The following is a 12,509-nucleotide window of genomic DNA, read 5'->3' on the forward strand; positions in this document are numbered from 1 at the left end:
AACTTATCCACCAATTATTATACACGCTTTTTAATGAGAAATAGGCTTGTTCACAAAAAAGTCGTCTTCCTAGAAAAATAAGGAAGACGACTTTTGATTAGAAAACAAAATGTAATAGGTAGTAAAACAGAGCAGCTAAAGAAGCTGAAATAGGAAGTGTAATAACCCATGTAATTAACATGCGTTTTGCAGTTCCCCATTTTACCCCTTTCACACGGTGAGAAGCACCAACCCCTAAAATAGAAGAAGAGATAACGTGCGTCGTACTAACCGGTAAGTGAATGAATGTTGCACCGAAAATAACAAGTGATGATGATAAATCGGCAGCTACACCATTTACAGGACGAATTTTCATAATTTGTCCACCGACAGTTTTAATAATTTTCCATCCGCCGACAGAAGTACCAAGCCCCATTGCGATAGCACAAGATAATTGTACCCAGAACGGGATATCGCTAGAAGTATGATAGTTATTAGCCATAAGAGCCATCGTAATGATTCCCATTGCTTTTTGTGCATCATTCGTACCGTGTGTGTAGGCTTGTAATGCTGCAGTGAAAATCTGGAATATACGGAAGTTCTTATTCGTTTTTGTTAAGTTAAAGTTTTTAAATACTACTTTAAAAATACTGTATACGGTATAACCAATAACGAAAGCGATAATCGGTGAAATGATTAAAGCTTCAATAATTTTAATAAATCCTTTAAGATTTAGCGAGCTAATCCCAGCGGCCGCAATTGCTGCACCTGCGATTGAGCCGATAATTGCATGCGAAGAACTACTTGGAATACCGTAGTACCAAGTAATTAAGTTCCAAGCTATTGCCGCAAGCAAAGCAGCTAAAATTACAAGAGAACCATTTTGTAAGGCGAATGGATCAACGATATCTTTTGTAATCGTTTTTGCTACACCTGTAAATGTCATTGCGCCCAAAAAGTTCATAATAGCCGCCATAATAATGGCATGTCTAGGCTTTAGAGCTTTCGTTGAAACAGCCGTTGCAATAGCGTTTGCTGTATCGTGAAATCCATTGATAAAGTCAAAAGCTAAAGCGCAAATGACTACTAAAACGGTCAGTATCAAGAGTGTATCCATGATCAAACTCCTTACGCGTTCTTCATAATAATTGTTTCTAATACGTTTGCAACGCTTTGACAGCTATCAGCTACTTCTTCAAGCTCTTCGTAAATCTCTTTAAATTGAATAATCTTAATCGGATCTTTTTCACGAGAGAATAAGTTCTTAATCGCATGACGGCGAATATCATCACACTGTGATTCATAATCCTTAATTTTAATCGCATTTGTACGAATGTCGACTAATTTTTTGTTAGACATTAATTCAACAGAGTTTGCAATCTCAATCGCACATTGATTAATTGCTTCTACGAATTTAATCATGTATTCATCAGCTTCTGTAATAGAATACATTTCGAACAGACCAGCACTGTGATCTAATCCGTCTAATACATCATCCATACTCATTGCAAGTTGTAGGATGTCCTCACGCTCAATCGGAGTGATAAACGCTTTGTTTAACTCCATAATGATTTCGTGAATAAATGAGTCACCTTTTGACTCATACTCTTTCATGCGCATAGAAAACTCTTTTAAATCGCTAGCATTTTTAATTTTATACTCCACGAAAAACTGCGCGCCTTCTTTTAAATTTTCGGAAACATTCATTAGCATTTCAGAAAATTTATCTTTTTTTGATTTAAAGACCATTATTGTTACCCCCACAAAAGTAATATATGTAAAATATATTGGCTAATCAATTCTAACAAAAAACTGTCGTTTTTTAAAACATTTTATCGAAAAGTTTACAAAAACTTAACATAACTCTCGTTGTTCTATTAATAATATTAATATCCAATAGTGAATATCTTACTTGTAGAATGTCCTTTTCTTGCAAAAAGTATGAATGCAAAAGAAAAGCTTTACACTATAGGAATGACTACGTTATTATAATAAATTTAAAAGGCGGTATATTCTTCCTTTTAAAAAGAAGAGTGTAAATAAATGAAGGAAGTGAACGAATGAAATTGAAGAACACTCATTTTAAAAAAATGCTTGAGTGGTTCAATAAGAGGAAGAAACTTCGTAATTCATTAATTGTATTGGGAAGTGTATTCGTTACTCTATTTATTGCTGTAAATATAATAATTTCCATTCAAGACATATCTGAATTAAAACAAGCTGTTCCACAACCGACTTTAATTTATGATGCAAATAATGAGGTCGCAACTAAATTAGCTTCTTCGAAAACAGAAGGCGTTAAAAGAAAAGATATTCCTGATATTATGGTTCAGGCAATTGTTGCAGTAGAAGATAAGGAATTTTTTAACCATCATGGTATTTATTATAGTGGAATTATAAGTGCGGTTTTTAAAAATATTACAGCAGGAGAAGTTGTAGCAGGGGGAAGTACAATAACACAACAACTTGCGAAAAATGTATTTCTGACACAAGACCGCACATACTCCCGAAAAATAAAGGAATATTTTTTAACGAAAAAAATAGAGCGCACGTATACGAAAGATGAAATCATTGAAATGTATATGAACCAAATTTATTTTGGTGAAGGTGCTTGGGGTATAAAAAGGGCAGCTAAATCTTATTTTGATAAAGATGTAAAAGATTTAACAATTTCAGAAGCTGCAACGATTGCGGGCTTGATTAAAGCACCATCTGCGTATTCACCTTATAAAAACTTTAACAAGTCAATTGAAAGACGTAATGTCGTATTAAGTTTAATGAAAGAGCAAGGGTATATTTCTGACGAACAGTATAATAAAGAAAAAGAGAGCGGACTTGTGTTAAAACGTGGCGTTGATGATAAATACAAGGGAAAATACTCTCAATATGTAGACTATATTGTTAGAGAAGCGATGGAAAAGTACGAATTAACACAAAATGAAATTTTAGCGGGTGGTTATCGTATTTATACAGAGCTTGACCCGAAAAAACAACAAGCTGTAGAAGACGTTGTGAATAATGATAGTTATTTCAAAGATAGTGGCTCAGATCAACTTATGCAAACGGGTGTAGTCCTTATAAATCCCAAAACAGGCGGTGTTCCAGCTTTAGTTGGTGGTAGAGGACCATATCAGTTTTTACAATTTAATCATGCTACGCAATTAAAAAGACAACCAGGTTCAACGTTAAAGCCTCTAGCTGTATATGTACCCGCTTTAGAACAAGGGTATGAAGTATACGATATATTAAAGGATGAACCATTTCATATTAAAGAATATGAACCGAAAAATAGTGATCAGGCTTTTCATGGTAATGTGACAATGTATGAAGCGGTAGCAAAGTCGTATAATGTTTCCGCTGTGTGGCTATTAGAACAAATAGGATTAGATAAAGGATTGAAATCTTTAGAGCGATTTGGTATTCCATTAGTACCAGAAGACCGTACGTATCCAATTGCTTTAGGTGGGATGCATGTAGGGACATCACCATTTGTAATGGCCCAAGCATATAGTACATTTGCTAATGATGGGGTTCAAGTAGAGGCTCATGCAATTAGAGAAGTTCAAAATGCTGAAGGAGAAATAATAGGGAAATGGTATAAGAAAGAGACACGAGTGACGAGTGAGAAAATTGCTCAAAAGATGACGTATTTATTAAAAGGTGTTGTAGAAAAGGGAACAGGTGGAAAAGCGAAAGTTACTAATGTTGATACAGCAGGAAAGACAGGGACTACTCAACTTGTAAATGGTCCGAGCGTAGGGGCAAAGGACTCGTGGTTTGTAGGATACACACCAGATTTAGTAGGTGCGATTTGGGTAGGATATGACAAAACAGATAGCGAGCATTATGTTCCAGGTGGTAGTCAAATTACAACGACGATGTTCCGGGATATCATGAAAAAAGCAAATGCAAACCCAGCCCAAAAAGCGTTCCAATTGTCGTTAATATCTGAAACGGACTATAAAAAACAATTGCAAACAATTGAAGAAGAAAAGCGAAGAAAAGAAGAAGAAAAGAAAAGGCAAGAAGAAGAACAACAAAGGAAAAAAGAACAGCAAGAGTGGTTTAATAAAGTGAAAGAGTGGATTCCATCATTATGGTAAAAAAAGAGGCGAATTTCGTTATTCGCCTCTTTCTCATGTGAAAAATAAAGTTTGCTCATAATTTGTGAGGTAAATGCTACTATTCATTAAGAGTAATGTTCGTACTGCCAAAGGATTGGGAATCGTATGTGATGATTATTGTTCCTTTACTAATCGGTTCGTATAGTAATTCTTCTTCATAACTACCATTATTTTCATTATGGATAGACAGCGTGATTTCATCAATTCCTTTATTTATATATTGATTTTTAATCGTTTCAGCAATTTGAAGTAGAGTTTCGTAACTAGGAGCTTCCGTAATAAGCATTCCTTTTATAACTTTTTTTTCATTATTTGTTGCATTGGAATAAGGGATGTTGCTTTGTTTTGTATACAAAAGTTTGTATGGAACAGTTTTTCTCTCTGCTTTTGATATAGTGGAATATTTTAGAGTTAAAAAAAATCCTACACATAAAATAATGCATACCATAAGAGCAAACCAAATGCGTATTAGTGACATAACTCTCATTTTCATCCCTCTTTCATATCTTTGACTTCATTATTTATCATACAAAAAGAGGATTAAGATAGAGTAAATTTGAGGTAAAGAAACGTAAAGAAGGAGCACTTATCCTCCCAAATAAGTGCTCCTTTCTATATAAAGAGAGATTTAATGCACGGTTAAACGATACATATTATTATAAATATATTTTTTAAGTGAAAATTAGTAAATTCGGAATACAGATAGTGTTGCAGTTGTATCGCCCGCAGGTCCTTGTTGAGCCCCTTGAGCACCAGTAGTCCCCGTAGTTCCTCCGCCTAGGCAACCAGATCCATATTGAACTAGAATAGCTTGACCAAGAGTTTGAAGAAGTCTAACAAATTCTGTGAGTTCTGACTTAGGGATGTTAATATGGCTACATGCTCTTACTTCGCAACAATCATTACCATAAAATACTTTTCCTTTATTTTTATTGTTCATCTTTTCATTCTTTTCTTTCATAGAATCATTAGTCATTACTATATATTAAAATGAAATTTATACTAAATTCGTGATGGACAAACTACCATTTCTAAAAAAATAAGAAATTGGCCCACCTAGAAAGAAATAAGTAAGATATAGAGAAAGGTTTATATAATGTAAAGAAGAAAAGTGCAACATAAAAAACTACATGCTAATTGTTGGGAGTGTTTAACAATTGGCATGTAGTTCGTGCATTAGTCCTTTATTTACATTGATTTAATTTTTCAAGGGTTGTTTTAGGTAAGATTGGAATAGAAATAGTGAAAGTTGTACCGTTTGAAGCACTAGTCATTTTGAGCGTGCCGTTATGATTTTGGATGATTTTTTTTGTTACTGACAAGCCTAGTCCTGTTCCCGAATCCTTCGTTGAGAAGAATGGATCAAAGATATATTCTTGAATAGCTGGAGGAATACCAATTCCATTATCTGTGAAAGTAATCCGAACGAAGTTATCAAGGCGATAACTAGTAATTTGAATAGAAAGAGGTTTGTCGCCTTGAGCATCGACGGCATTTTGAAATAGATTTAAAAACACTTGAACAAGTTCATGTCGATCAATATTGACTAAAATATCATCTAATTCATTAGAGAAGTTATAATCAATTGAAATATTATGCAAGGAAACTTCACTAACTAGTAACTGTTGAATATAGTCACGTAAAAATGTATTAATGGGAAACGGTTCTCTTGTAAATTCCCGTGTTTTTGAAATGGCTAAAAATTTTGTAATAATATTATTTGCACGATCTAATTCAGGGATAAGCAAATTTTTAAATAACTCTTTATTTGATGGAGAAACGCTTTCTTGTAAAAATTGTAAGTATCCTCGTACTGTTGTAAGAGGATTTCGTACTTCGTGTGCAATTCCAGCTGCGATTCGCCCTGCTAACGAAAACTTCTCTGCATCACGTTCTGTATTTAAATAATGAAAGACACTAATAACTCTAAAAATCTCCCCGTTATAATCGCGAATAATTCGGTTATTTATAATGCCATAGTTTTTGTCTAAAACTTCTTCATTATATATTTCTGTTCCCGTTTTTAATGTTTCAATCGCTTTAATTTTTTCTTCCGGCAAGTTTAGTAATTGTTGAATCGGTTTTCCGATAATATCATTTCGTATTACACCGAAATCATCTGCAGCAACTTGATTACATAAAGTAATATTCCCTTTACTATCGACAAAGGTTACATGATGTGAAAAGGCATCAAAAATATGTACAAAGTGTTTTTCGAGTTGTTCAAATAAAAATAATGAATCACAAGTAAGTTGAAAATGAGCCTCTTTATTCTCTTTTGGTATTTCTTGAATGGAATGGGTTGTTCTAGTTTTCTTTATTCGTAAACCAATATGTGGATTTTTGTATGTGAAATGATGTGGTAATTGATTCACAAGTTCTTCATAAAAACGTACTTTATTTTCTAGTTCTTCAATTCGTTTTTCATGAGATACAGTAGCATCGTTTGGAAGCATAAATAAATAACCCCTCATTTTAAAAATTCTTCCATATAGTATATCATATTTTTATAAGGATACTCTTAAAGAAAAGGCTACATGATGCAAAGTGTTTGGAAAGTGAATAGAAGATGAAGTTAAAAAGGGAGAGGTATATGTGCTGTTTATTGGAGTGACAGGATGGGGAGATCATGATTCTTTATACATAAATCCCTATGAAAATAGAAATAAATTACGAACATATAGCGAGTATTTTCCTATTGTGGAAGTGGATAGTTCATTTTACGCGATGCAACCTGCACGAAATTATATAAAATGGGCAATGGAAACGCCGAAAGATTTTTCTTTTGTCGTAAAAGCGTATCAAGGAATGACGGGACATATGAAAGGTGAAATTCCTTTTTCTACGTTCGATGAGATGTTTGATGTATATAAACAATCTATTCTTCCTTTAATTGAAGCTGGTAAATTAAAAACGATTTTATTTCAATATCCACCATGGTTTGATTGTAAAAAGAAAAATGTAGATTTTCTCCGATATACAAAAGAAAAAATGGAAGGTTTGCCGTGTGCGATAGAATTTCGAAATCAAACATGGTTTTATCCAAAAATGAGAGATAAGACGTTACAGTTCCTAGAGCTGGAGAAATGGATTCATACAATTTGTGATGAGCCACAGGCAGGGATGGGTTCAGTACCGCTTGTATTAGAAGTAACGAATGCAGAGATGGTGTTAATACGTTTTCATGGCCGGAATGTTCATGGCTGGCTTGATAAAGGGGAAAATTGGAGAGCGGTGCGTTGCTTATATCGCTACAACAATAAAGAATTAGAAGAATGGGTAGAAAGACTAGAACAATTAAAAAAGAAGACAAAGGACATATACGTACTATTTAACAATAATTCGGGCGGCGATGCAGCAGATAATGCGAAACAGCTTATGAAAATGATGAACATTACATATGGTGAGCCGAAGCCGGAGCAATTAAATTTTTTTGAATGATAATAAACAAGAAAGGCACTGTACAAACAGGGGGAATGTACAGTGCCTTTCTATATGAAAAAGAGGGGTAACAATGTTACTGAGCGTTTGGTTGATTCATCAATTGTTGGCTTCATAACAAATGATAATGGTTATCATTATCATTGTCAATGGTTTTTCTAAAAATATATAAAAAACTTTGTATATTTTAAATAGAGATAAAAAAAGAACAGCATTAATGCTGTTCTTTTCCGTTGACGAATTGTTGTAAATCAAAAGGAGTTATCGCCTGGATAAATTCTTTTGAGATAAGTGTTTGAACGAGAGTGCTCTCAGAGATAGAAGCACCTGTTTTCTTTTCATAAGCTTGTTTTAATAAATCAAGTTTTTCAGCCGTTTCTTTTGGTAATTCAATTGTAAGTGTGTTCATAATTTCTCCCCCTTATTATTAGAGTACCACTACAGTATAGGAGAGACAAGAAAAGAGAATATGAAATATAAAAAAGGTTACCAAATTTTCAAATGGTAACCTTTTTTATGTATAAGAGTTATTAAGCAATACCGATATACTTTAAAGTTTTTGATGGAGTACTGTGATCAAAGAAGTGTTGTAAAAATGCGATATCAACACCTGATTTGTATGCACAATAACCCCAAGTTTTTCGAAGTGTATGTGAGCTAATCCCTTCTAATCCAACTTCTTTTGCAGCTTTGTTTAAAATGTACCATGCATGTTGTCTCGTAATAGATTTTGTTCCTTTTTGAGATTTTAACAATGGTTCATTACGTTTCCAAGTTTTACGTTCTTTCATGTAGTCTTCGATTGCGTGCTGTAAGTCTTCATTTACAGCAAACCATTTATGTTTCTTCACTTTTTCATTGTAAAATAAAATGGAATGGCGAACATTTTCATTTTCATCGATTACATCACTAACTTTTAATTGTAAGATTTCACTTACTTTTAAGCCAGAATTTACAGCTAATACGAATAATAAGCCATCACGTTTCGAAGATTGTAAAAGTATATTTTTGATAGTTTCTAATTGTTTTTCATTTTGAATAGGTTGTCCTGCTTGTTTCATTTCACGCACTCTCCTCTTTTATATGTGTAAAGGAAAGGATTAACTTGTTTCTTACTATAAAGGGAGAGTGTGAATTTCATGTGAACTCCTAGTGAAATTAAGACAAATTATTTGACTTCTTTTACTTTTTGTAAATTGAAATAGAATACAACACTGTTAGTCGTATTATACACACCATACTCGGCATGATGGAGGTCTAAAATGTTTTTTACAATAGATAATCCGAGACCGGTACCTCCAGTGTGACGGCTACGCGATGCATCTAGACGATAGAAGCGATCCCAAATTTTTTCAAGACTTTCTTCAGGGATAGGGTTTCCTGTATTCTCGATTTCGACTTTTACGGTATCTTCTGCTTCTATAATGGAGACTTGTATTTTTTCTCCCTCTGGCGTATAACGGATTGCATTACTTAGTAAGTTCACAACTACTTGCTCAATGCGACTGCGATTTGCTTTAACAAGTATAGAAGAGTCTGCATCGATGTTCACTTGTAAATGTTTTTCTTCCATGCTAAATAATAATTTTGTGTAGACTTGTTGCGTTAATTCACCGATTGAGAACGTCGTCATATCTAGTTTGTAAGTACCAGATTCCAACTTTGCTAATTCTAACATTTCAACAATCAGCCTGTTCATATTTTCTGTTTCTTCTAAAATAACATCAGTATAATACGAAGTATCCTTACTAACACCATCTTTAATTCCTTCTGCAAAACTTCTAATTACACTTAGCGGTGTTTTTAATTCGTGTGATACGCCAGAAATGAATTCTTTTCTTGTTTTTTCTAATTGACGTTCACGTTCAATATCTTGTTGTAACTTTGTATTAGCAACATTTAATCGATCGATTCGATCTTTTAAATTTACAGATAATGTATTGATACTGCCAGAAAGCCCGCCAATTTCATCGTCAGCTGTAACAGGTAATTTCTCGCTGAAATCAAAATTAGCCATTTTTTTTGTAACACGATTTATTTTAATTAATGGCTTAACAATGATTTTTGAGTAGTAGAAGGATAACAAAATAATTACGAGAAACACGATGATTAAGGCATAGACATAATAATCTTTTAAAACGAGCATCGCTTCATTAACAGGCTGCAAAGATGCTATCGCAAAAGCGTATTCTGTAATCCTTCCATTTTCTATAATCGGTTTTACAAAGATACTATTTTTTATATTTTCTCCGCCATCTAATATGAAAGTACTTAATTGGTTCGAGTTAGAAGTTCCCTCTCTAATCATATCTGCAAAATATTGAACGGCTTGTAATGTTTCAATATCATTTGCAAGACGAACCTCCGCTTTGGATGGGAGCTGTAACTTAGTTATAACACCTGTAAAGACAATTCGAGTTGTAGATTTGTATCGGCTTGCAAGTCTGTTCTTAGAAGGGTTACCATTAATTGACTGAAAATCCGAATAGAAATGTTCGTTCTGCCATTGATTATAATTCGTTCCTAATTTTTGTGGTGTGATTATATTATTCTCTTGTACGACTCCATCAACATTGATTATTACATCTTTTTTTAAACCTAAATTTTCGAATTTATTATATTCTTCTGGTGTTAAAAGATTATTAAGTGGAATGGAATACTGTTTATTATTGTTGGGATTAAATACATCGATATAGTAATTGTTATCACTTTTAATAATACCGTTAGAATCCAAAAACTGCATATCGGCATTTGTTTTATCATGAAATTCTTGTTTTAATTTTCTAACCTGCTCATAACTTTTATCACTTTTATCATAATTATCTACGAATTTTTCAAAAGCAGTTTGGACTGTTTTTACTTTCTTATTAATATAAAATTTCTCTAAAAATAGAGATTGTCCTAGGAAAAAAAGTAGGAATATGATTGTAAATAAAGTGGATGTTAATAAAAATAGTTTAAAGACGATACTTCTGTTTTTCACTGCGTCACCTCTTATGAGAAATACTGTAAATGATTTCTTTATCCCGCTTTAACGGGCAATAAGACTCCCACTTCAAAATTCGGCGAATACAAGGGAGTTAGGCGGGAGATCAATTGCCCGTAAAATCCGATTGGTTCAACTAATAATCAATGGGGGATGGAAAAAACCTCCACTGATTAAAGTTTCACTTCATTATAACAAACGTTACAAGAAAGTAGAGGGGAGAAATCTGTCTCTTTATAAAGTAGTTATTTATAAAAAGTCACATAAAAAGAACTCGCCAGACGTATGACAAGTTCTTTAGTGTATTATTGTTGAATTGCTGCATCTAAAGCGATTTCAATCATTTCGTTAAATGTAGTTTGACGCTCTTCAGATGTTGTTTCTTCGCCAGTGAAGATGTGATCGCTAACTGTTAATACAGATAATGCATTTACACCGTATTTCGCTGCTAATGTGTAAAGAGCAGTTGTTTCCATTTCTACTGCTAATACACCGTAATCTCCAAGTTTTTTAACCATGTCCATGCTTTCACGATAAAACACATCTGCTGTTAAAACGTTACCGACACGAACGTGTAATCCTTTTTCAGTTCCAGCATCATAAGCTTTCTTTAAAAGGTCAAAGTTTGCAGCTGGTGCAAAATCAAATCCTGGGAATGTTAAACGGTTCATATTAGAATCAGTACAAGCCGTCATTGCGATAATAACATCACGAACTTTTACATCTTTTTGAATTGCACCGCAAGTTCCAACGCGAATTAAATTTTTAACTCCGTAGCTTTGGATTAATTCGTTTACATAAATAGAAATAGAAGGAACACCCATACCTGTACCTTGAACAGATACACGTTTTCCTTTATAAGTTCCAGTGAAACCTAACATACCACGCACATTATTATAGCAAGTAACGTCCTCTAGAAATGTTTCAGCGATATATTTTGCACGTAATGGATCACCAGGTAATAGAATAGATTCAGCGATTTCGCCTTGTTTTGCTTCGATATGTACACTCATAAAAAAGTCCTCCTTATAATGTATTGATAGAAATCAATATCATTTGCATTATACACTACGAATCCTTTCAATTAAAATCTTTTTATTATTTGTAATATGTACAAAATAGGAGGATTTCATAAATCATAATCTAGAATATATATCTTAAGAAGTTTTGTATGAATAGAGACAATAAAAATGGTAGGTGATGTTTTGAAAAATCTTGTCATTGGGCTTATTGCGTTAGTACTTATTGTGGCAGGAGGATTTTACATAAAAAAATATCAAGAAAACGAAGAGACTGTAGGAGATGTTCAGGAAGTAAAGTGGGATGTTTCAAATGGAAAGGGAAATGAGAAAGTAGATATTGTATTTCAGTTGTTAAACAACAAGAATAATGAAATTCGTGGTGTAAATGATCAAATGCGGGCAGTGATTGTAGATGGACAGTTAAAAAACATACAACAAATTAAACCCACATTTGCAGGGAACGGGTCATATAAGTTATCTTCCAAAATAGCGAAAGACGAAGAATATACAATATTTTTATACGAAGACAAAAATAAGTCCGTAGAGTCATTCGCTAGGAAGAATTTTGGTAGAACGAAAGAGGAGAACAATAAGAAAAAAGTGAAATTTCCAATCGACAGTGTACTTACAAAAAAAATAGGAGAGTATGAAGTTTCTCTTTTATTTGGCGCATTACATCCGAATGAACCAGTTACGTTAACATTTCAGTTTCAAGCGAAAAAGGGTGAAAAATTGAAATTGCATTCAGAGAGAGGAGAAGTAGAGTCACTCTATATAGTGGATGAAACGAAGGAGAATTTTTTATACGCTATGCCTGTAGATACGGATGAGCAATTACAATACCGAATTACATTTCCTGCCGAGGGCACGTATAAAATGTGGGGGAATTTCTATATAAATGGTAAGAAGTATGAAAAAGAATTTATTGTACAAGTTCAAAAAAGAAAAAACAGCTAA

Annotated in this window: 12 protein-coding genes; 3 read left to right on the forward strand and 9 right to left on the reverse strand. The window is 33.4% G+C overall.

Annotated features, from left to right (window positions below; all coding sequences use genetic code 11):
- Nucleotides 1-97 precede the first annotated feature (97 nt).
- Both NST90_RS07275 and NST90_RS07280 read right to left on the reverse strand, forming a co-directional pair.
- The gene (locus tag NST90_RS07275; protein ID WP_000380273.1) at nt 98-1,096 is read right to left on the reverse strand and encodes an inorganic phosphate transporter; all 999 of its coding nucleotides are present in this window, start codon (nt 1,094-1,096) and stop codon (nt 98-100) included.
- A gap of 11 nt (nt 1,097-1,107) precedes the next feature.
- On the reverse strand, nt 1,108-1,728 hold the full coding sequence (locus NST90_RS07280; protein ID WP_000231449.1) for a DUF47 domain-containing protein: 621 nt from the start codon (nt 1,726-1,728) through the stop codon (nt 1,108-1,110).
- A 311-nt stretch (nt 1,729-2,039) separates the two neighbouring features.
- Here NST90_RS07280 and NST90_RS07285 point away from each other — a divergent pair, with 311 nt between their 5' ends.
- Nucleotides 2,040-4,082, forward strand: a complete 2,043-nt coding sequence (locus NST90_RS07285) for a PBP1A family penicillin-binding protein (protein ID WP_025709318.1) — start codon at nt 2,040-2,042, stop codon at nt 4,080-4,082.
- A gap of 79 nt (nt 4,083-4,161) precedes the next feature.
- Here the strand turns inward: NST90_RS07285 and NST90_RS07290 are convergent, their stop codons facing one another.
- The 3 genes from NST90_RS07290 to NST90_RS07300 form a co-directional block, all read right to left on the reverse strand.
- Nucleotides 4,162-4,590, reverse strand: a complete 429-nt coding sequence (locus tag NST90_RS07290) for a hypothetical protein (RefSeq protein ID WP_283748219.1) — start codon at nt 4,588-4,590, stop codon at nt 4,162-4,164.
- Between the two features lie 195 nt (nt 4,591-4,785).
- A complete protein-coding gene (locus tag NST90_RS07295) occupies nt 4,786-5,064 on the reverse strand; it encodes a hypothetical protein (protein WP_002023636.1) in 279 nt (92 codons plus the stop codon).
- A 223-nt stretch (nt 5,065-5,287) separates the two neighbouring features.
- A complete protein-coding gene (locus tag NST90_RS07300; protein ID WP_000937247.1) occupies nt 5,288-6,559 on the reverse strand; it encodes an ATP-binding protein in 1,272 nt (423 codons plus the stop codon).
- A gap of 139 nt (nt 6,560-6,698) precedes the next feature.
- On the opposite strand from NST90_RS07300, the gene NST90_RS07305 reads away from it, so the two are divergent.
- Nucleotides 6,699-7,544, forward strand: coding sequence for a DUF72 domain-containing protein (locus NST90_RS07305; protein WP_000897355.1), 846 nt, complete (start codon nt 6,699-6,701; stop codon nt 7,542-7,544).
- Nucleotides 7,545-7,758: 214 nt separating this feature from the next.
- On the opposite strand, the gene NST90_RS07310 is transcribed toward NST90_RS07305, so the two are convergent.
- The 4 genes from NST90_RS07310 to deoD form a co-directional block, all read right to left on the reverse strand.
- Complete coding sequence (locus tag NST90_RS07310) at nt 7,759-7,953, reverse strand: DUF3924 domain-containing protein (RefSeq protein ID WP_001094860.1); 195 nt, start codon at nt 7,951-7,953, stop codon at nt 7,759-7,761.
- 121 nt (nt 7,954-8,074) lie between these two features.
- Entirely contained in the window at nt 8,075-8,605 is a 531-nt protein-coding gene (locus NST90_RS07315) for a tyrosine-type recombinase/integrase (protein ID WP_000806236.1), read from the reverse strand.
- Between the two features lie 107 nt (nt 8,606-8,712).
- Nucleotides 8,713-10,527: a HAMP domain-containing sensor histidine kinase gene (locus tag NST90_RS07320; protein WP_000797518.1), complete on the reverse strand. Its 1,815-nt coding sequence runs from the start codon at nt 10,525-10,527 to the stop codon at nt 8,713-8,715.
- A gap of 308 nt (nt 10,528-10,835) precedes the next feature.
- On the reverse strand, nt 10,836-11,543 hold the full coding sequence (deoD, locus tag NST90_RS07325; RefSeq protein WP_000110707.1) for a purine-nucleoside phosphorylase: 708 nt from the start codon (nt 11,541-11,543) through the stop codon (nt 10,836-10,838).
- Between the two features lie 177 nt (nt 11,544-11,720).
- Between deoD and NST90_RS07330 the strand changes: the two genes are divergently transcribed.
- Complete coding sequence (locus tag NST90_RS07330; protein WP_000232610.1) at nt 11,721-12,509, forward strand: hypothetical protein; 789 nt, start codon at nt 11,721-11,723, stop codon at nt 12,507-12,509.

The organism is Bacillus sp. FSL E2-8900, from assembly GCF_037966225.1.
GTDB classification, from domain to species: Bacteria; Bacillota; Bacilli; order Bacillales; family Bacillaceae_G; genus Bacillus_A; species Bacillus_A cereus.